Here is a 19,798-nt window from a genome sequence, read left to right on the forward strand (position 1 = left end):
GGAGAACAACATGTTTGAACTCATCGACAACCTGCCGCCGAATGCTGTCATCAAGGTCGTTGGCGTAGGTGGTGGCGGCGGCAATGCGCTGCAGCACATGGTGACCAACAACATCGAAGGCGTTGAATTCATTTGTGCCAACACCGATGCCCAAGCCCTGCGCAACGTCAGTGCACGGACTGTACTGCAGCTGGGCACCACGGTGACCAAGGGTCTGGGCGCCGGTGCCAACCCGCTGGTAGGCCGCGAAGCGGCAATCGAGGATCGCGAGCGCATCGCCGAGGTGCTGCAGGGCTCCGACATGGTCTTCATTACCGCCGGCATGGGCGGTGGTACCGGTACCGGTGCGGCACCGGTGGTGGCTGAAGTGGCCCGTGAAATGGGTATCCTCACGGTCGCTGTGGTGACCAAGCCCTTCCCCTTCGAAGGCCGCAAGCGCATGCAGATCGCTGACGAGGGTATCCGCGAGCTGAGCCAGCATGTCGACTCGCTGATCACCATCCCCAACGAGAAGCTGCTCACCGTGCTTGGCAAGGATGCCAGCCTGCTGGCTGCCTTCAGCAAGGCCAACGACGTCCTGTTTGGTGCGGTCCAGGGTATTGCTGACCTGATCATGCGTCCCGGCATGATCAACGTCGACTTTGCCGACGTGAAAACCGTCATGAGCGAAATGGGCATGGCGATGATGGGAACCGGCCACGCCAGCGGCCCGAACCGCGCCCGTGAAGCCGCAGAAGCCGCGATCCGCAGCCCGCTGCTGGAAGACGTCAACCTGATGGGCGCACGCGGCATTCTGGTCAATATCACTGCCGGCCCGGACCTCTCCCTGGGTGAGTTCAACGAAGTCGGTACAACCGTTGAGGAATTCGCCTCCGATCAGGCTACCGTGGTCGTCGGTACCGTGATTGATCCGGAGCTGCGTGATGAACTGCGGGTTACCGTGGTTGCCACCGGCCTCAGTGGCAAGGTGGAAAAGCCGGTCAAGGTGGTTGATAACACTGTCCAGCAGTCACCGGTTGCCCAGCCGCGCCGTAATGACATGATGGAGCCGAACTACCGTGATCTGGACCGTCCGACGGTAATGCGCAGCCAGAATGCTCAAGGCGCAGCGGCTGCCCGTCACAGCGCGGCACCGGCGGAAGATCTGGACTATCTGGATATTCCGGCGTTCCTGCGTCGCCAGGCCGATTGATTGGATCAATCGGTCGTATAGACCGCGGCGGTGTTCAACGGGCGGCGCACTCTGTTAAGATGTGCGCCACTTGTTGAAAATCATTCTTGTTTGTGGCGGGTGCTCATCACATGATCAGACAACGCACGCTGAAGAACGTCATCCGGGCAACCGGTGTCGGTCTGCATTCGGGTGAAAAGGTCTACCTGACCCTGAAACCGGCTCCGGTCGATTCGGGTATCGTATTCCGTCGCGTGGATCTGGAGCCGGCAGTTGATATTCCAGCCAAGGCCGAAAATGTCGGCGAAACCACCATGTCCACCACCCTGGTAAAGGATGGTGCCAAGGTGGATACCGTCGAGCATTTGTTGTCGGCCATGGCGGGTCTGGGTATCGACAACGCGGTGATCGAGCTGAGCGCGCCGGAAGTGCCAATCATGGACGGCAGCGCCGGGCCCTTTGTGTTCCTGATCCAGTCAGCCGGAATCGAGGAGCAGGAAGCGCCCAAACAGTTCATTCGCATCAAGCGTGAAGTGACGGTGGAAGAAGACGGCAAGCGTGCCACCTTTGTGCCGTTCAACGGGTTCAAGGTGTCTTTTGCCATCGACTTCGACCATCCGGTATTCCGCAACCGTAGCCAGTTTGCCAGTGTCGACTTCTCCAGCACCTCCTTTGTCAAGGAAGTCAGCCGGGCACGCACCTTTGGCTTTATGCGCGATATCGAGCAGTTGCGTTCACATAACCTGGCGCTTGGCGGCAGTGTCGACAATGCCATCGTGGTTGACGAGTACCGCGTGCTCAACGAAGACGGCCTGCGTTACGAAGACGAATTCGTGCGGCACAAGATCCTGGATGCTATCGGTGACCTGTATCTGCTGGGCAAGAGCCTGATTGGCGAGTTTCGCGGCGAGAAGTCCGGCCACGCGCTGAACAACAAGCTGCTGCGCGCCCTGTTGGCACAGCAGGATGCCTGGGAGCTGGTGACCTTCGACGATGCAGTCACTGCCCCGATATCCTTTATGCGGCCCGCCGCCGCAGTCTGAAATACCTCGTTTCGTTGTACTTCAACGGCTGCCTCGGCAGCCGTTTTTTATTGCCCTCGCAAAACCCCGGCAGACCTGCGGGCTGCATTGCCGAATGAATTCGGCGATCCCAAAATCAAAGCCCCAACACGGGGGCCTTGACGGGTGCCGGGAGCCTGGGATCGCCGACGTCAGTCGGCCAGCACGGCGAAGCCCTGCGCAGGGTTAGCCCTGAGTGCCGGCAGGTGGTGTCTCCTGCGGCGCTGTCTGCAGCAGTTCGTCATGCTCCGCCATGTTCCACGGCAGGGTGCCGGGGGAGATGTGACGAAAGTGCAGGTACTTCTCGAACTGGTCCAGCACATCGCCGATCAGTTCGTGTTCGTCATAGCCGAACACATCGTAGGACTGCCCGCCACGGCGCAGGAACACCTCGGCACGATAGTAATGGACATCGCCCTCCGGACTGCGGTCCATTTCCGGGTAGGCAAAGCTCGGCCGCGCGTAGTCACGCAGGCGGATTTCATAGAGGAAGTCCAGTTCCTCCGGACGGGTAACTTCCAGCCAGGCGCGGCACAGTTCCGGGTCGTGGCTGACGCTGGCTGGCCAGCCCTTTTCCTGCAGGCCCTGGCTGACCTGTTTCAGGCTGTCCATCACGGTGCCCTCAACAAAGTCCACCACCTGCTGGCGCTCGGCAAAGTGCACCATGCTGGCCAGACGCTTTTTCCAGTTCAGCGGGCCGCCACTGCCGGAGTGCCGGCCGCTTTGCATGGCGTACTCCAGACTGGTCTGGCGATGCCCTTCGATGGTCAGGGCTCGCCACATGCCCACTGCGGCCACCAGCATGATGATCGAGAACGGCAGGGCGCTGGCAATGGTCATGGTCTGCAGGGCGCTGAGGCCACCGGCCAGCAGCAGCACCGAGGCCAGTGCACCTTCCAGAATCGCCCAGAAGGCCCGTTGCCAGGCGGGAGTTACCAGAGCGCCGCCAGAGGCCAGCGAATCCACCACCAGCGAGCCGGAATCCGAGGAGGTGACGAAGAAGGTGATGATCAAAATCACTGTGATAAAGGACACGATGGAGGTCAGCGGCAAGCGCTCGTAGAGTTTGAACAGGGCGATGGCGGTGTCGCCCTGGACTTCACCGATCAGCGCGGTATAGCCCTCGTTCATGATCAGGTGCAGGGCAGTGTCGCCAAAGATCGAGAACCACAGGAAGGTGAACATGGTCGGCACGAACATCACGCCGAAAACAAACTGGCGAATGGTCCGGCCACGGCTGATCTTGGCGATAAACAGGCCGACAAAGGGTGCCCAGGCAATGGTCCAGCCGAAGATGAACAGCGTCCAGTTGCCGATCCAGTCAGAGCGTGAATAGGCCTGCAGGTTGAAGGTGCGCTCGACAATATTGTTCAGGTAGCTGCCGGTATTCTGCAGGAAGGTTTCCAGAATCAGGATGCTCGGCCCGACACTGAACACGAACAGCATCAGGAACACGGCCAGTACCATATTGAGGATCGACAGGTTCTTCACGCCCTTGTCCAGACCGGCAACTACCGAAATCAGGGCCAGCCCGGTAATCACCGCAATGGCGATGATCTGCACATTGACGTTGACCGGTATCTGCGGCCACAGGTAGTTCAGGCCGGCGTTGATCTGGGCCACTGACAGACCCAGGGTGGTGGCAATACCGAACAGCGTGCCGAGGATGGCAAATACATCCACCGCATGGCCTATCGGGCCGTAGATGCGCTCGCCGATCAGCGGATAGAGCGCCGAGCGGATCGACAGCGGCAGGCCGTGGCGAAACGAAAAGTACGCCAGCACCAGGCCGACCAGTCCGTAAATTGCCCAGATATGGAAGCCCCAGTGGAAGAAGGCGATCTGCATCGCCTGTTTGGCGGCATCCACGGTTTCTGCTGCGCCGGCTGGCGGCGAGGCATAGTGCAGCACTGGCTCGGCCACGCCGAAGAACAACAGGGCGATGCCGTAACCGGCGGAGAACAGCATGGCGAACCAGGCCGGAAAGCTGTACTGCGGCTCGGCATGGTCGGGCCCGAGCTTGATCCGCCCCCAGGGGCTGATCGCCACCACCACGATAAAGATCAGAAACAGCGCCACCGCCAGCATATAGAACCAGCCGAAGGTTTCGGTGATCCAGGCGAGGGTGGCAGCAAAGGCCCTGCCGGCCAGTTCGGGATTGCTGATGGTGCCGATTACCAGCAGCAGGCTGACGATCACCGCCGGGGCAAACACCGGCAGCAAGATGGTGGATTTCCAGGGGGAGGTGGTTGTGCTCATGCATGAGTCCTTGTTCAGGGGTGTCTCAGGCAGACGCGGGGGCCTGTCGGGTGAAGTTCACCCTGCAGTATAGACAGTTGGCTGTTTGGCACGGCTTCAGTCGGTTGTTTCGACCAATTCCAGCTGCACCCGCACACTGCCGGCGCGCAGCATGCCGAGCTGCTCGGCGGCGCTGCGCGAGACATCGATGATGCGTCCGCCGGTAAAGGGGCCGCGGTCATTGATGCGCAGTATCACGCTGCGGCCGTTGTACAGGTTGGTTACCCGCACCAGACTGCCGAAGGGCAGGGACGGGTGGGCGGCTGTCATCGCCGTTTGGTCATAGCGCTCGCCACTGGCGGTGGGGCGGCCATGCAGGCGCGAGGCATAGTAGGAAGCCTTGCCGGTCTGGCTCCAGCCGGCATCATTCAGCTGATCGGCGCTGCTGCCGAAGACAGACAGCATTAGCAGTGACAGGCAGACAGTCTGCAGAATCGTACGCATATGGCCTCCCTGACCTGCACGCGCCGGCCATCCCGGCCGGCGGCGCGCTGCGGTATCAGCCTTCGAGTTTCTGTTTCAGCAGCTGGTTGACCTGCTGCGGATTGGCCTTGCCCTTCGATGCCTTCATCGCCTGACCGACAAAGAAGCCGAACATCTTGCCGCGCTTGGCCTCGTCGCTGGCGCGATACTGCTCAACCTGTTCGGCATTGGCCGCCAGCACCTCGTCGAGCATCGCCTCGATGGCGCCGCTGTCAGTGACCTGCTTGAGCCCCTTGGCTTCGATGATGGCATCGGCCGACTCACCCTCGCCATTGGCCAGTGCCTCGAACACCATCTTGGCGATCTTGCCGGATATGGTGTTGTCCTGGATACGCTGGATCAGCCCGCCCAGTTGCACGGCGCTGACCGGCGACTGCTCGATGTCCAGATCGGCCTTGTTCAGCAGGCTGGACAGCTCGCCCATCACCCAGTTGGCGGCCAGCTTGGCGTCGCCACAGACCTGCTGTACCTGCTCGAAATAATCCGCCAGCTCACGCTGGGCCGAGAGCACGCTGGCGTCGTAGGCAGACAGGCCGAACTGGCTCTGGAAACGCTCGCGCTTCTGCTGCGGCAGTTCCGGCAGCTCGCTGCGTACCTGCTCGACAAAGGCCGGCTCGATGACCACTGGCAGCAGGTCCGGGTCGGGGAAGTAGCGGTAGTCGTTGGCTTCTTCCTTGCTGCGCATCGAACGGGTCTCGTCGCGGTTCGGGTCGTACAGGCGGGTTTCCTGAATCACCTTGCCGCCGTCCTCGATCAGCTCGATCTGCCGCTGCACTTCGCTGTTGATGGCCTTTTCGATGAAGCGGAACGAGTTGACGTTCTTGATCTCGCAGCGAGTGCCGAATTCGCTCTGGCCCTTGGGCCGAATCGAGACGTTGCAGTCGCAGCGCAGCGAGCCTTCGGCCATGTTGCCGTCGCAGATGCCCAGGTAGCGTACCAGCGAGTGGATGGTGCGGGCGTAGGCCACCGCCTCCTTGGCACTGCGCATGTCCGGTTCCGAGACGATCTCCAGCAGCGGCGTGCCGGCGCGATTCAGGTCGATCCCGCTCATGCCGTGGAAGTCCTCGTGCAGGCTCTTGCCGGCGTCTTCTTCCAGGTGTGCGCGGGTGATGCCGACGCGCTTGACTGTGCCATCCTCCAGGGTGATGTCGAGGTGGCCCCTGCCGACCACCGGCAGGTCCATCTGGCTGATCTGGTAGCCCTTCGGCAGGTCCGGGTAGAAGTAGTTCTTGCGTGCGAACACGTTGGTCATGCCGATCTCGGCGTCCACCGCCAGACCGAACTTGATCGCATTCTTCACCGCCTGGGCGTTAAGCACCGGCAGCGTGCCGGGCATGCCCAGATCCACCAGGCTGGCCTGGGTGTTCGGCTCGGCGCCAAAGGTGGTGGCGCTGCCGGAGAAGATCTTCGAGGCGGTGGTCAGCTGGGCGTGGATTTCCAGGCCGATGACGATTTCCCATTGCATAGTCGTTAATCCTCGCCTCAATAGCCGTCGGGTGTGCGGGTATGCCAGTCGCTGTGCTGCTGGTACTGGTGGGCGATATTCAGCAGGCGTGCCTCGCTGAAATAGGGCCCGAGCAGCTGCATGCCGATCGGCAGGCCGTTGGCAAAACCGGCTGGCAGGGCAATGCCCGGTACACCGGCGAGGTTGGCGGTAATGGTGTAGATGTCGGTCAGGTACAGGCTCACCGGGTCATCGATCTTCTCGCCGATGCGGAATGCCGGGGTCGGCGCGGTCGGGCAGAGGATCACGTCGACCTGTTCATAGGCGGCGATGAAGTCGTTCTTGATCAGCCGGCGAATCTTCTGGGCCTGCAGGTAGTAGGCATCGTAGTAGCCGGCCGACAGGGCGTAGGCGCCGACCATGATCCGGCGCTTGACCTCGGCACCAAAACCCTCGGCGCGGGAACGCTTGTACAGGTCGGTGAGGTCCGCCGGGTTGTCGCAGCGGTGGCCAAAACGCACACCATCAAAGCGCGACAGGTTGGACGAGGCTTCGGCCGGGGCGATCACGTAGTAGGCCGGAATCGCCAGCTCGGCATTTGGCAGGCTGATCTCGCGGACCTCGGCACCGAGTGCCTGGAACTGTTGCACGGCCGCCTGGATGGCCTCGGCGGTGGCGCTGTCCAGTCCGGCTCCGAAGTATTCCCTGGGCAGGCCGATACGCAGCCCCTTCAGCGAGTCATTCAGGCTGGCCGAATAGTCCGGCACCGGCTGCTCGACGCTGGTCGAATCCTTCGCATCGAAACCGGCCATGGCCTGCAGCATCAGCGCGCAGTCTTCGGCGCTGCGCGCCATCGGGCCACCCTGATCCAGGCTGGAGGCATAGGCAATCATGCCCCAGCGCGATACCCGGCCATAGGTCGGCTTGAGGCCGGTCAGCGCGGTGAAGCCGGCGGGCTGACGGATCGACCCGCCGGTATCGGTGCCGGTGGCCGCTGCGCAGAGCCTGGCGGCGACCGCGGCGGCCGAGCCGCCGGAGGAACCACCGGGTACGTGCTCAGTGTTCCACGGGTTGCGCACCGCGCCATAAAAGCTGGATTCGTTGGACGAACCCATGGCGAACTCGTCCATATTGGTCTTGCCCAGCATCACCGCGCCGGCGTCGATAAAGCGCTGGGTCACGCTGGATTCGTAGGGCGCGATAAAGTTGTCGAGCATCTTCGAGCCGCAACTGGTGCGTACGCCACGGGTACAGAACAGGTCCTTGTGCGCCAGCGGGATGCCGGTCAGCGGGCCGGCGTCACCGGCGGCAATCCGTGCATCGGCGGCGCGCGCCTGCTGCAGTGCCAGCTCAGGGGTGACGCTGATATAGCTGTTCAGGGTGCCATCGAACTGCTCGATGCGCTTGAGGTAATGTTCGGTCAGCTCGACGCTGGAAATCGCCTTGCTGCGCAGGGCCTGTGACAATTCGGCCAGGGTTTTCTCGTGCATGGGAATCTCTCGTCGCGGCGGATTATTCGATCACCTTGGGAACCAGATACAGACCGGCCTCGGTGGCCGGGGCGATCTGCTGGTAGGCGTCGCGCTGATTCTGCTCGGTCACCTCGTCGGCGCGCAGGCGCTGGGTGGTTTCCAGCGGGTGTGCCAGCGGCTCGACGTTACTGGTGTCCACCGCCTGCATGCGGTCGATCAGGTCGAGAATGCCCGACAGCTTGGCGGTGGTGGCGGCAATGTCGTCCTCGTTGATGGCAATTCTTGCCAGGTGGGCGATCTTTTCCACATCTGTGCGGTCCAAGGCCATGTGCGTTCTCCAGAAGGCGGGCAGGGGCTGCCATGGCGGCAGGCAAGGCGGCGAATTTACCACAGACGCGCCTTGCCCAAAACCCGCGCCGTTGTTAGAGTTGCGGCACTTCCGGAACCATCGATCAAACGCTTGCCGTACCCGGTTTGCATGGCCCGTGCGGCATGCTGCTTGTTTGCAGGCAGCTGGCCATTATTGGCCGCAGGCGTTTCATCCGTGTTTCCGTACATTCAACCCACGCGTCCTCAGGGTAATTTCAGCGCATGTTCAAAAAAATTCGTGGCATGTTTTCCAGCGATCTGTCCATCGACCTGGGTACAGCCAACACCCTTATTTATGTTCGCGAGCGCGGCATTGTACTCGACGAGCCCTCGGTGGTTGCCATCCGCAGCCACGGTAACCAGAAAAGCGTAGTGGCAGTCGGCACCGAAGCCAAGCGCATGCTCGGCCGCACACCCGGCAATATTCAGGCTATTCGCCCGATGAAGGACGGCGTGATTGCCGACTTCAGCGTCTGCGAAAAGATGCTGCAGTACTTCATCAACAAGGTTCACGAAAACAGCTTTATCCAGCCCAGTCCGCGGGTGCTGATTTGCGTACCCTGCAAGTCGACCCAGGTCGAGCGCCGGGCCATCCGCGAGTCGGCACTGGGTGCCGGTGCCCGTGAGGTGTTTTTGATCGAGGAGCCGATGGCCGCGGCCATTGGTGCCGGCCTGCCGGTGGAGGAAGCACGCGGCTCCATGGTTGTGGATATCGGCGGCGGCACTACCGAAATCGCCCTGATCTCGCTGAACGGTGTGGTTTATGCCGAGTCCGTGCGGGTGGGTGGCGACCGTTTCGACGAAGCTATCGTCACCTATGTTCGCCGCAACTACGGCAGTCTGATTGGCGAATCCACCGCCGAGCGCATCAAGCAGGAAATCGGTGTGGCTTTCCCCGGCGGCGAAACCCTGGAAGTTGACGTGCGTGGTCGCAACCTGGCTGAAGGCGTGCCGCGCGCCTTCACCCTGAACTCCAACGAAGTGCTGGAGGCGCTGCAGGAATCCCTGGCGACCATCGTCCAGGCAGTCAAGAGCGCCCTGGAACAGTCGCCCCCGGAACTGGCTTCGGATATCGCCGAGCGCGGCCTGGTGCTGACCGGTGGTGGTGCCCTGTTGCGTGACCTGGACAAGTTGCTGGCCCAGGAAACCGGCCTGCCGGTGATTGTTGCCGAAGACCCGCTGACCTGCGTCGCCCGTGGCGGCGGCCGGGCGCTGGAGCTGATGGACAAGCACAGCATGGATCTGCTCTCCACCGAATGAGTTGCTGGCCGCAGCCGCCCGGCTGCGGCCGACTGATCCTGCAAGGAGCCGGTCATCAAACCGCTATTCATCAAGGGTCCCCCGCTGGCCGCCAGGCTGCTGGTGCTGCTGCTTTTGTCGGCAGCACTGATGGTTGCGGACGCCCGTTATGATGCCCTCAAGCCTGTGCGCAGCCAGCTTGGCATGCTGTTGTCACCGCTGTACCAGGTTGCCCAGTGGCCGGTGCGTGGCTGGGAGCAATTGCATCAGGTAACGGCCAGCCGCACCGAGTTGATGGAAGAAAACCAGCGACTGCGTGCCGAGGCTCTGCTGATTCGCCAAAAGCTGCAAAAGCTCGCCAGCCTGACCGAGCAGAACGTACGCCTGCGGGAACTGCTGAACTCTTCGACCCTGGTCGAAGAGCGCGTGCTGGTTGCTGAGCTGGTCGGCGTCGACCCCAATCCCTTTACCCAGCGCATCCTGATCAACAAGGGTGAGCGCGACGGCCTGTTTCCCGGTCAGCCGGTACTGGATGCCACTGGCCTGATGGGGCAGGTGGTCGAGGTCATGCCCTTTAGCGCCCGCGTGCTGCTGATTACCGATGCCTCGCACAGCCTGCCGGTGCAGATCAACCGCAACGGCCTGCGGGCGATTGCCAGCGGCACCGGCAACAATGACTGGCTGGATTTGCGGCATGTCAGCGATACCGCTGATGTGGAAGTGGGTGATCTGGTGGTTAGCTCCGGCCTGGGCCAGCGTTTCCCGGCCGGCTATCCGGTCGGGCAAGTGGTGGCGGTAGAGCGTGATCCGATCCAGCCCTTCGCACAGATCAGGGTGCAGCCCTCGGCACAACTCAACCGCAGCCGATACCTGCTGCTGGTTTTCAGTGAGGGTAGCGGTTTTGGCGAGCAGGTCCCGCTGCTGCTGGAGCAATTGCAGGGCGAGGAGTCCGGGCCGTCACCGGTAACACCTGACAGCGAACAGCCGCAAGCTACTGTTGCGCAAGAGGACAGGGAGCAGGGCGATGCGCAGTAGCCTGATCATTGCGGCCACCCTGATACTGTCGCTGGTGCTGGCGGTAATGCCGGTGTCTGCGATGCTGGAGCTGTATCGGCCAATGTGGCTGGCACTGGTGCTGGCTTACTGGGTACTGGTGCTGCCGCACCGGATCGGGCTGCTGACCGCCTGGATCAGCGGGCTGGCCTGCGATGTGCTTTACGGCCAGTTACTCGGCCAGCACGCCCTGGCACTGACGCTGGTGGCAACCATGGTGCTGCTGTTGCAGAACCGTCTGCGCCGGGGACCGCTGTGGCAACAGGCCCTGATACTGCTGCCGGTGCTGGGCATTTCGCAGTTGGTATTGCTGTGGCTCAACAGCCTCTCCGGCAGCCGGCCGCCAAGCCTCCTGTTCATGTTGCCGGTGCCGGTCAGCGCCTTGCTCTGGCCTTGGGTGTATTCGATTCTGGCTGCCTTGCGCAAGCGCTACCATGTCCACTGAAATGCTGGTTCTGGCCTCCGCTTCACCCCGTCGCCGCGAGTTGCTGGCACAGATAGGTGTGCCCGTGCAGGTGCAGCCTGCCGATGTGGACGAGCGGGTGCTGGATGGCGAAACGCCCCTGGCCTACGTCGAGCGGATTGCCCGGACCAAACTGGATGCCGGGCTGCGTGCAGCGGCGCCGGATGCTGTGGTGCTTGCAGCAGATACCGCGGTAGTGCTGGATCAGCGAATTCTCGGCAAGCCAAAAGACGCCGAGGACGCGAAAAACATGCTCGCGGCACTGTCGGGACGCTGCCATCAGGTGATAACCGCAGTGGTGGTCGGGCAGGGGACGCGTCAGCGGAGCGCTGTGGTCAGCAGTCATGTCACCTTTGCCCGGCTGGATGCGGCCACCATTGAAGCCTACTGGCAGACCGCAGAGCCGCGTGACAAGGCGGGAGCCTATGCCATTCAGGGGTTGGCGGCGGTATTTATCGAGCGCCTTGAAGGCAGTTACAGCGGTGTGGTCGGGTTGCCTTTGAAGGAAACTGCCGAACTCCTGCAAGAATTCGCGATACCCTGCTGGCAGACACTGGCCGGCTGACGGCACGGGAATCCTCCGTCCGTAGCACTGTCCATGACAGTAGAACCCAACTTTACGCAGCCGGAGCGCCCGGCACAGCAGGCGGAACAGCCATGACCGAAGAAATCCTGATTAACGTGACGCCCATGGAAACCCGCGTGGCACTGGTGGAAAACGGCGTGCTGCAGGAAGTGCATATCGAGCGCACGCTCAAGCGGGGCATTGTCGGCAATATCTACAAGGGCAAGGTGGTGCGGGTGCTGCCGGGTATGCAGGCCGCCTTTGTCGATATTGGCCTGGACCGCGCCGCCTTTATCCATGCCGCAGAGATTTCCGAGCGCGAGGGGCAGGCGGTCGAGCCGATCAGTGCACTGGTACACGAAGGCCAGGCGCTGGTGGTGCAGGTCACCAAGGACCCGATAGGTACCAAGGGTGCACGCCTGACCACCCAGCTCTCGCTGCCGTCCCGGTATCTGGTGTACATGCCGCGCACCCCGCATGTCGGCATCTCGCTGAAGATCGAGGACGAGGCCGAGCGTGAGCGTTTGCGTCAGATTGTCGCCGCCTGTGTTGAGGCCGAGGGAGTCGAAGAGCCGGGAGGATTCATTCTGCGAACGGCTGCCGAAGGCGCGCGCGAGGAAGATATCCTCGCCGATATCCGCTATGTACGACGCTTGTGGCAGCAGATTGACCAGCAGAAAAAAGTCGCTGGCGCCCCCTCGCTGATCTACGAGGACCTGACACTGGCGGTGCGCACCCTGCGCGACCTGGTCAATCCGCGAGTGGAAAAGATTCGCATCGACTCGCGGGAAACCTTCCAGAAAATCGAGCAGTTTGTGCAGGAACTGATGCCCGGTATCGAAGACCGCCTGGAGCATTACCCCGGCGAGCGACCGATTTTCGACCTCTACGGTATCGAGGACGAAATCCAGCGCGCGTTGGAGCGCAAGGTGTTGCTGAAATCCGGCGGTCATCTGGTAATCGACCAGACCGAGGCCATGACCACCATAGACGTCAACACCGGCGCCTTTGTCGGCCACCGCAACCTCGAGGAAACCATCTTCAAGACCAATCTTGAAGCCGCCTCGGCGATTGCCCGTCAACTGCGCCTGCGCAACCTTGGCGGCATCATCATCATCGACTTTATCGACATGCAGGACGAGGAGCACCAGCGCCAGGTGCTGCGCGCCCTGGAAAAACAGCTGGAACGCGACCACGCCAAGACCAATATCATCGGTATCACCGAACTGGGACTGGTGCAGATGACCCGCAAGCGTACCCGCGAAAGTCTCGAACAGGTGCTCACCGAAGCCTGCCCCTGCTGTGCCGGTCGTGGCATCCAGAAAACCGCCGAAAGCGTCTGCTACGAAATTTTCCGCGAGATCCTCCGCGAAGCCCGTGCCTGGCAGGCCAATGCGTACATGGTGCTGGCCTCACAGTCGGTGATTGACCGCCTGCTGGACGAAGAGTCCGGCAATGTTGCTGACCTGGAGCTGTTTATCGAGCGACCGATCAAGTTCCAGGTTGAGGCGCTCTACAGCCAGGAACAGTACGACGTGGTGCTGCTGTGAGCGGAGCATCGCACTGATGTTCAGTGCAGCGCGGATCAAGCGTCTGCTTGGCGTGCTGATCCTCTTGCTGGTCGGCTGGCTGCTGCTGGCCGCCGCTTATGTCAGCAGTGGCCGCCTGCTGATGCCGGTACTGGACCGCTATCAGGCAGAGCTGGTCGAACGGGCACGCGAACTGACTGGTCGGCATATCGAGTTGCAACGCCTGCAGGGACAGATGCAGGGCAGTCAGCCGGTGCTGCTGCTGCACGGTCTGAAAGTTCATGCCGATGCCGACCCGCAGAGTCCGCGGCTGTTTGACTTGCAGCATGTGACCGCGCGTCTCGACCTGTTTGCCAGCCTCTGGCAGCGCCAACCGGTGATGGATGCCGTGCAGATCGAAGGACTGTCACTGGCGCTGGTGGAGGATGCCGAGGGCCGGTGGCAACTGGAAGGCCTGGGCGAGCGTCCGCAACAGGCGCTGGATTTGCCGGCCCTGCTGGCCAGCCAGCGGCGCATTACCCTGCTCGACACCCGCATCCGCATCAGCCCTCGGGAACAAGGTTCCTGGCAGTTCGAACAGGGCCAGCTGACCTTGCGCCAGGATCACCACCAGCGCCGTCTGGACGCGCAGGTGCAATTGCCTGACGGGCGCACACTCAGCCTGCAACTGAGCGCCACTGCAGGTACCAGCGGCTGGCTGCCGGACACCGGGCGTCTCTATCTGCAGTTACCGGATACCGACTGGCAACGCTGGCTGCCGTCCCTCTGGGTTAATGACTACGGACTGGACGAGCTGCGCCTGCCCGGCCAATGGTGGCTGGACTGGGACAACGGCACTGTGCGGCGTTTGCAGGCTGAACTGCAGCAAGGCGTGATGCGGCTGGGGCAGCGTGAGGCGCAGTCGGCCATGCAGGTGCAGAGCCTGCCGCTGCGACTTGACTACCAGCGCAGCGGCAGCAGCCAGAGCCTGCAGGTTGAGGACTTTGGTTTCCGACTGGACGACAACCACTGGCCCGCCGGTCGTTTGCAACTGCATTGGCAGGATGCCGAATCCGCCTGGCAACTGCATGCCGAACACCTGGCATTGCAACCGCTGGCCCGCTTGCTGGCGCGGTTGCTACCGGATCAGGCCGGACTGCTTGGGCAACTGGCGCCCGAAGGGTATCTGCAGCAGCTACAGGTGAGCGGTGAACGGGGACTGGACTGGCAAGCGCTGCAATTCAGTGCGCGTCTGCAGGATGTTGGCATCGCCGCCTGGCAGGGCGCACCGGCAATGCACGGGATCGATGGCGTGATCACGGGTAGTCCGGCCAGCGGCCAGTTGCAACTGGATGCCCGTGACTGGTCACTGCATCTGCCGCGGCTGTTTCCCGAGGCCTGGCACTACCAGCACGCGCTGGGTCGCTTTGACTGGCACTGGAGTCCGCAGCAAGGCTTTGATCTGAGCACCGATGGCGTGCGGGTCGAGGGTGAGGAAGGGCGCATCGGTGTGGTATTGGGCCTGCAGTTGCCGCCGGCGCCGGCAGACCCGCATATGCAGCTTCGCGTGGCGCTGCACGACAGTCATGCACGCTGGCACCGCCGTTACCTGCCAACCCGTTCGCCGGCATTCCTGCCGGCAGTGGATGCGTGGCTGGTCGGCGCCGAACTGGATGGCCGGGTGCCGCTGGGTATTTTCAGTTACCAGGGATCGTTGGCGGCCGATGCCGACCCCGATGCACGCCGCTTCGACCTGCAACTGGATGTGCGCGACGGCCAGTTACGCTTCCAGCCGGACTGGCCATTGCTGCAGCAGGTCAATGCCCGCCTGTGGCTGGATGATGGCGTGCTGGATATTGCCGGCAGTAGTGCCCGTTTGTGGAATACCCGGCTGACGGATATCCGGGTGGATACCCGGCGCAGTGAGCCGCAGCAGCCGCTGCGGCTGAATATCGACGGACTGCTGCAAGGACCGCTGCAGGATGCCCTGCAACTGATGCAGGACAGCCCGCTGGCGCAACTCAGTGGCGACCCGTTACAAGGCTGGCGTGGTGACGGTAGTGTCGACGGGCGGCTGCAACTGGCTGTCCCGCTGGTGTCTGAAGCGGAGCTGGCGGTTCAGGTGGACTGGCAACTGGAAGCTGAACAACTGGCAATCCCGTTGCTGCAGGAGCCCCTGCAGGCAGTGGCTGCAACACTACGCTGGAGCAGCGACAGCGGCCTGTCCAGCAGCGCGCTGGATGCCTCCTTCCTTGATCAGCCCCTGCAGGCGGCCCTGAGTACCGACAGCCAGGGACTGCTGATCGAACTGGCGGCACGTCACAGCGTGGCGCAACTGCAGCGTTGGCCTCTGCTGCAACAATGGCCAGCGCAACTGGCCGAAGGCGCGGCCGACTGGCAGGCGCAGGTTCGTATTGGCAGTACCGGCAGCACCCTCACGGTACGCAGTGACCTGCAGGGCCTGGCACTGATGCTGCCGGGCGAGCTGGGCAAAACCGCCGAACAGTCACGCCAGTTGCTGTTGCAGGCAAACCTGCAGGCGCAACGGCAGCTCTGGGAGTTGCAACTGGGCGATGACCAGCGTGCGCGGGCTCAGCTCGACTCGCGCGGATTGACGGCAGACCTGCGGGTTGCCAGTGGTCAGCCACAACTCGGCGACCAGCCCGGGCTGACCCTGAGCGCCCGTCTGCAGCAGCTGGACTGGGATGAGTGGCGTGACCAGTTTGCACGCCTGACCCGTCGCGAATCCGGCCAGGCGCTGGCCTTGCCGGTGCGTGAAGCCAGTTTGCAGGTGGCTGATTTCAACGGTTTTGGCCGGCAATTGAATACTCTTGACGCCAGTCTGGCGCGGGTCGAGGGCGGCTGGTTGCTGGCGTTGGAGCAGCAGGACATCCGAGGGCAGATTCTCTGGCCTGATTCGGATCGCCCGGCACGCATCGATCTGCAGCATTTCAATCTGCCGCGCCCCGCCAAGCATGACCCAGACAGTGCAATTGCCAAGCCGCTGCTGCCGGTCGACCCGCTGGCCGATGTCGATCCCGCCAGCTTGCCGGAGCTCGACCTGCATATCGAGGAGCTGCGCTGGGGTGGCGAGGCCGTTGGCGAGCTGCGCACCCGCCTGCGCCGCAGCGAACAGGGCATGCGCCTGCATGACCTGGATATTGACCTGCGCGGGCTGCGCCTGACCGGTGATCTGGACTGGTCCGGACAGGGCCACAGCCGCTTTGACGGCGTGCTGCAGGCCGACGACATCGGACAGGTGCTGCGCGCCTGGAAATATGCCCCGACCCTGACCAGCGACACCTTTGTCACCGATGCGCGCCTGCAATGGCCCGGCTCGCCTGCCTTCTTCGCGCTGTCGCGTAGCACCGGCGAGCTGCGCCTGCAGGCGCGTAACGGCATGCTGCAGAGCGGTGATGGTTCGGCCGAGGCGCTGCGGGTGTTTGGTCTGCTGAATTTCAACGCACTGACCCGCCGCCTGCGGCTGGATTTCTCCGACCTGTTCGGCAAGGGCACCGCCTACGACACGCTGGGCGGCAAACTCAGGGTCGAGCAGGGCGTACTCAGCACCATGGAGCCGCTGCGCCTGGAAGGCCCGAGCGCTCGTCTGAAGCTGGAGGGCCAGCTCGACCTGCCGCAGGATAATATCGACATGGGACTGCTGGTTACCCTGCCGGTGACCAACAACCTGCCGCTGGCCGCGCTGATTGCCGGTGCACCGCAGCTCGGCGGCGTACTGTTTATCGCCGACCGTCTGTTGGGTGAACGCATGTCGCGTTTTGCCTCGGTAAAATACCGGGTCAGTGGTGACTGGCAGCAGCCCACCGTGGAATTCGATCGCGCCTTCGACAACAAGGCCGCCCTGGAGGACTGACAATGTTGCGTGTCGCCGCCATACAGATGACCAGTGGCCCGCAGCCCGAGGCCAATATCGCCGAGGCTGACCGACTGATCGCCGCAGCCGCGCAGCAGGGTGCCGAACTGGTGCTGCTGCCGGAATGTTTCGCCGCCTTTGGCGCTGCCGAGCTGGCCCGCATCGCCGCTGCCGAGCAGGGCGGGCAGGGCCCGATCCGGCGCTTTCTGGCCGACTGCGCACGCCGGCATGGCGTCTGGCTGATCGCCGGCAGCCTGCCGCTGGTGCACCAGCCGGGCGGGCCGGTATATGCCAGCTGTCTGGTACTGGATGCCGAGGGGCGAGAAGTGGCCTGTTACGACAAGCTGCACCTGTTCGATGTGGATGTCGCCGACAGCACCGGCAGCTACCGCGAATCCCGCGACTACCGGCACGGAGAGCACTGGCTGTGTGTCGACACCCCGGTGGGCCGGGTCGGCCTGAGCATTTGCTACGATCTGCGCTTTCCCGAGCTGTATCAGGCCCTGCGCGCCGACGGTGCCGAGCTGCTGGTGGTGCCGGCAGCCTTTACCGCCGTCACCGGCGCCGCCCACTGGGAGGTGCTGCTGCGCGCTCGCGCCATCGAAACCCAGTGCTATGTGCTGGCCGCCAACCAGTGTGGCAGCCATCCCAATGGCCGCCAGACCTATGGCCACAGCTGCCTGATCGACCCCTGGGGCGAAGTAACCGCCTGCCTGCCGGACAACCCCGGTACACTGGTGGCCGAGATTGATCCCGAGCGCATCGCCAGGGTGCGCCGTAATATGCCGCTGGCAGCACACCGGCGCTTTGCCGGCAACCCGCAGATAGTGCCGCCCAACGAGGAATCCAGCCAATGAACGATACCCTGTCGCAGGTTGAACAGCGCCTGCTGGCGCCCGCCGAACTTGACCCCCAGGCACTCGCCGGGGTGCTTGAGCGGATCATGGCAACCCCCGGCGTGGATGCCGCCGACCTGTACTTCCAGCACCAGCTCAGCGAAAGCTGGGCGCTGGAGGATGGCCTGGTCAAGGATGGCAGCTTCAACCTCGACCGTGGGGTCGGTGTGCGCGCCCAGAGCGGCGAGAAAACCGGCTTTGCCTACAGCAACGAAATCGCCCTGGCACCCCTGCAGCAGGCCGCACAGGCCGCCGCCAGCATCGCCCGCGCCGGCCAGAGTGGCCGCCTGCAGGCCTGGCAGAAACGCAGCGGCACCCCGCTGTATGCCGGCGACAACCCGCTGGATGTGCTCAGCCAGGCCGACAAGGTCGCCCTGCTGCAACGTCTGGATGCCTACACTCGCAGCCTCGACCCGCGCATCACCCAGGTCAGCGTCAGCCTCGCCGGGGTCCACGACAGCGTGCTGGTGCTGGCCAGCGACGGCACCTGGGCCGGTGACTTGCGCCCGCTGGTGCGGCTGAATGTCAGCGTAATCATTGAACACAACGGCCGCCGCGAGCGTGGCAGCTTTGGCGGCGGTGGGCGTACCGACTACCGTTTCTTCGAGGCCGAGGAACGTGCAATGGCCTATGCCCGCGAAGCGGTGCGCCAGGCCAGCGTCAACCTTGAGGCGATTGCCGCACCGGCCGGCAGCCTGCCGGTGGTGATGGGCCCCGGCTGGTCCGGGGTGCTGCTGCACGAGGCGGTCGGCCACGGTCTGGAGGGCGATTTCAACCGCAAGGGCAGCTCCGCCTACAGTGGCCGGGTTGGCCAAAAGGTCGCCTCCAGCCTGTGCACCATCGTCGATGACGGCACCCTCAGCGGCCGCCGCGGCTCGCTAACGCTGGACGACGAGGGCACCCCGACTGCCTGCACCACACTGATCGAGAACGGCGTGCTGCGCGGCTACATGCAGGACAAGCTGAATGCCCGGCTGATGGGCGTGCCGGTCACCGGCAACGGGCGCCGCGAGTCCTACGCGCACCTGCCGATGCCGCGCATGACCAACACCTACATGCTGGGTGGCCAGAGCGAGCCGGAGGAAATCATCCGCTCGGTGAAGAAGGGCATCTACTGCGCCAATCTCGGCGGTGGCCAGGTCGACATCACCAGCGGCAAGTTCGTGTTCTCCACCAGCGAGGCCTACCTGATCGAGGATGGCCGGATTACCGCGCCGATCAAGGGCGCCACCCTGATCGGCAACGGCCCCGAGGTGATGAACCGGGTCAGCATGGTCGGCAACGACCTGCAGCTCGACAGCGGCGTCGGCACCTGCGGCAAGGATGGCCAGTCGGTGCCGGTCGGTGTCGGTCAGCCAACCCTGAAGATCGACCAGATCACCGTCGGCGGTACCGGCTGAGGCGGGCTTTTAGCTCGCGTTTTCCTCAAAGCGCCCGGCCAGGCGATTCTTGCGAACCCCGTCGGCGGCGAAGATACGTCCGCTCATGGCGATCCATACGCCCGGTGGGCAGCAGTTCAGCGCGCCGATGGCCAGCCCCAGGTTGAACAGTGCATCGCTGTCGCGAAAGCGCGCCGGCTGCATGGCGCCGGTCAGCACCATTACCTTGTCCGGGATATCCGCCAGTTCGGCGGCGGTCAGGGTCATGGTGTCGGTGCCGTGCACGATCAGCACATGGCTGGCGTTGCTGGCCGCCACCCGCTGGCGGATCAGCGCCCGGTCGGCGTCATCCAGCTCCAGACTGTCCTTTTTCAGCAGCGACTCGATGCGGTAGTCAAAACCGACCCGCGCCTGCTGCAGCAGCTCGCCAACCATCGGCTCGCCGATGCGGTAATCGCTCAGGGCATCGAAGTACAGCTTGTCGAAGGTGCCGCCAGTGGTGAAAATCTCGACCAACATCAAT

Annotated in this window: 16 protein-coding genes; 10 read left to right on the forward strand and 6 right to left on the reverse strand. The window is 63.2% G+C overall.

Features of this window, described 5'->3' with window-relative positions:
- The first annotated feature begins 10 nt into the window (after positions 1-10).
- Together ftsZ and lpxC are read left to right on the forward strand one after the other, a co-directional pair.
- Positions 11-1,192, forward strand: coding sequence for a cell division protein FtsZ (ftsZ, locus tag BMZ23_RS07635; RefSeq protein WP_093474967.1), 1,182 nt, complete (start codon positions 11-13; stop codon positions 1,190-1,192).
- Between the two features lie 110 nt (positions 1,193-1,302).
- Positions 1,303-2,214 (forward strand): UDP-3-O-acyl-N-acetylglucosamine deacetylase, encoded by a 912-nt coding sequence (lpxC, locus tag BMZ23_RS07640; protein ID WP_093474970.1) that lies wholly within the window; start codon positions 1,303-1,305, stop codon positions 2,212-2,214.
- A gap of 204 nt (positions 2,215-2,418) precedes the next feature.
- Here the strand turns inward: lpxC and BMZ23_RS07645 are convergent, their stop codons facing one another.
- From BMZ23_RS07645 to gatC, 5 genes are all read right to left on the reverse strand, one after another.
- Positions 2,419-4,491 (reverse strand): BCCT family transporter, encoded by a 2,073-nt coding sequence (locus BMZ23_RS07645; RefSeq protein ID WP_093474973.1) that lies wholly within the window; start codon positions 4,489-4,491, stop codon positions 2,419-2,421.
- A 96-nt stretch (positions 4,492-4,587) separates the two neighbouring features.
- Positions 4,588-4,974, reverse strand: coding sequence for a septal ring lytic transglycosylase RlpA family protein (locus tag BMZ23_RS07650; RefSeq protein ID WP_093474976.1), 387 nt, complete (start codon positions 4,972-4,974; stop codon positions 4,588-4,590).
- Between the two features lie 55 nt (positions 4,975-5,029).
- Positions 5,030-6,478: an Asp-tRNA(Asn)/Glu-tRNA(Gln) amidotransferase subunit GatB gene (gene gatB, locus BMZ23_RS07655; protein WP_093474979.1), complete on the reverse strand. Its 1,449-nt coding sequence runs from the start codon at positions 6,476-6,478 to the stop codon at positions 5,030-5,032.
- A 17-nt stretch (positions 6,479-6,495) separates the two neighbouring features.
- Positions 6,496-7,947 carry an Asp-tRNA(Asn)/Glu-tRNA(Gln) amidotransferase subunit GatA gene (gene gatA, locus BMZ23_RS07660; protein WP_093474982.1) on the reverse strand — a complete coding sequence of 484 codons (1,452 nt, stop codon included), beginning with the start codon at positions 7,945-7,947 and terminating at the stop codon, positions 6,496-6,498.
- 22 nt (positions 7,948-7,969) lie between these two features.
- The gene (gatC, locus tag BMZ23_RS07665) at positions 7,970-8,257 is read right to left on the reverse strand and encodes an Asp-tRNA(Asn)/Glu-tRNA(Gln) amidotransferase subunit GatC (RefSeq protein WP_093474985.1); all 288 of its coding nucleotides are present in this window, start codon (positions 8,255-8,257) and stop codon (positions 7,970-7,972) included.
- Positions 8,258-8,520: 263 nt separating this feature from the next.
- Here gatC and mreB point away from each other — a divergent pair, with 263 nt between their 5' ends.
- The 8 genes from mreB to tldD all read left to right on the forward strand — a co-directional run bounded on the left by mreB (position 8,521) and on the right by tldD (position 19,296).
- Entirely contained in the window at positions 8,521-9,558 is a 1,038-nt protein-coding gene (gene mreB / locus BMZ23_RS07670; RefSeq protein WP_093474988.1) for a rod shape-determining protein MreB, read from the forward strand.
- 99 nt (positions 9,559-9,657) lie between these two features.
- Entirely contained in the window at positions 9,658-10,572 is a 915-nt protein-coding gene (mreC, locus tag BMZ23_RS07675; protein WP_425431674.1) for a rod shape-determining protein MreC, read from the forward strand.
- Positions 10,562-11,035 carry a rod shape-determining protein MreD gene (mreD, locus tag BMZ23_RS07680; RefSeq protein WP_093474994.1) on the forward strand — a complete coding sequence of 158 codons (474 nt, stop codon included), beginning with the start codon at positions 10,562-10,564 and terminating at the stop codon, positions 11,033-11,035. The genes mreC and mreD overlap by 11 nt, the downstream gene beginning before the upstream one ends.
- Complete coding sequence (locus tag BMZ23_RS07685; protein ID WP_093474997.1) at positions 11,025-11,618, forward strand: Maf family protein; 594 nt, start codon at positions 11,025-11,027, stop codon at positions 11,616-11,618. Before mreD ends, BMZ23_RS07685 begins: the two co-directional genes overlap by 11 nt.
- 92 nt (positions 11,619-11,710) lie before the next feature.
- Entirely contained in the window at positions 11,711-13,168 is a 1,458-nt protein-coding gene (rng, locus tag BMZ23_RS07690) for a ribonuclease G (RefSeq protein ID WP_093475000.1), read from the forward strand.
- A gap of 16 nt (positions 13,169-13,184) precedes the next feature.
- Complete coding sequence (locus tag BMZ23_RS07695) at positions 13,185-17,000, forward strand: YhdP family protein (RefSeq protein ID WP_177197243.1); 3,816 nt, start codon at positions 13,185-13,187, stop codon at positions 16,998-17,000.
- 5 nt (positions 17,001-17,005) lie between these two features.
- Positions 17,006-17,857 carry a carbon-nitrogen hydrolase family protein gene (locus BMZ23_RS07700; protein WP_425431675.1) on the forward strand — a complete coding sequence of 284 codons (852 nt, stop codon included), beginning with the start codon at positions 17,006-17,008 and terminating at the stop codon, positions 17,855-17,857.
- A complete protein-coding gene (gene tldD / locus BMZ23_RS07705) occupies positions 17,854-19,296 on the forward strand; it encodes a metalloprotease TldD (protein ID WP_093475009.1) in 1,443 nt (480 codons plus the stop codon). Before BMZ23_RS07700 ends, tldD begins: the two co-directional genes overlap by 4 nt.
- 9 nt (positions 19,297-19,305) lie before the next feature.
- Here tldD and BMZ23_RS07710 read toward each other — a convergent pair whose 3' ends face one another.
- Positions 19,306-19,794: an asparaginase domain-containing protein gene (locus tag BMZ23_RS07710; protein WP_093475012.1), complete on the reverse strand. Its 489-nt coding sequence runs from the start codon at positions 19,792-19,794 to the stop codon at positions 19,306-19,308.
- Between the last annotated feature and the right edge of the window lie 4 nt (positions 19,795-19,798).

Origin of the sequence: Halopseudomonas yangmingensis (assembly GCF_900114825.1) — a bacterium.
Classification (GTDB): Bacteria; Pseudomonadota; Gammaproteobacteria; order Pseudomonadales; family Pseudomonadaceae; genus Halopseudomonas; species Halopseudomonas yangmingensis.

Excerpts from the sequence above, each read along its gene's own strand:
- ftsZ (WP_093474967.1), top strand. The coding sequence starts at position 11 with ATGTTTGAACTCATCGACAACCTGCCGCCGAATGCTGTCATCAAGGTC.
- lpxC (WP_093474970.1), top strand. The coding sequence starts at position 1,303 with ATGATCAGACAACGCACGCTGAAGAACGTCATCCGGGCAACCGGTGTC.
- BMZ23_RS07645 (WP_093474973.1), bottom strand. The coding sequence starts at position 4,491 with ATGAGCACAACCACCTCCCCCTGGAAATCCACCATCTTGCTGCCGGTG.
- BMZ23_RS07650 (WP_093474976.1), bottom strand. The coding sequence starts at position 4,974 with ATGCGTACGATTCTGCAGACTGTCTGCCTGTCACTGCTAATGCTGTCT.
- gatB (WP_093474979.1), bottom strand. The coding sequence starts at position 6,478 with ATGCAATGGGAAATCGTCATCGGCCTGGAAATCCACGCCCAGCTGACC.
- gatA (WP_093474982.1), bottom strand. The coding sequence starts at position 7,947 with ATGCACGAGAAAACCCTGGCCGAATTGTCACAGGCCCTGCGCAGCAAG.
- gatC (WP_093474985.1), bottom strand. The coding sequence starts at position 8,257 with ATGGCCTTGGACCGCACAGATGTGGAAAAGATCGCCCACCTGGCAAGA.
- mreB (WP_093474988.1), top strand. The coding sequence starts at position 8,521 with ATGTTCAAAAAAATTCGTGGCATGTTTTCCAGCGATCTGTCCATCGAC.
- mreD (WP_093474994.1), top strand. The coding sequence starts at position 10,562 with ATGCGCAGTAGCCTGATCATTGCGGCCACCCTGATACTGTCGCTGGTG.
- BMZ23_RS07685 (WP_093474997.1), top strand. The coding sequence starts at position 11,025 with ATGTCCACTGAAATGCTGGTTCTGGCCTCCGCTTCACCCCGTCGCCGC.
- rng (WP_093475000.1), top strand. The coding sequence starts at position 11,711 with ATGACCGAAGAAATCCTGATTAACGTGACGCCCATGGAAACCCGCGTG.
- BMZ23_RS07695 (WP_177197243.1), top strand. The coding sequence starts at position 13,185 with ATGTTCAGTGCAGCGCGGATCAAGCGTCTGCTTGGCGTGCTGATCCTC.
- tldD (WP_093475009.1), top strand. The coding sequence starts at position 17,854 with ATGAACGATACCCTGTCGCAGGTTGAACAGCGCCTGCTGGCGCCCGCC.
- BMZ23_RS07710 (WP_093475012.1), bottom strand. The coding sequence starts at position 19,794 with ATGTTGGTCGAGATTTTCACCACTGGCGGCACCTTCGACAAGCTGTAC.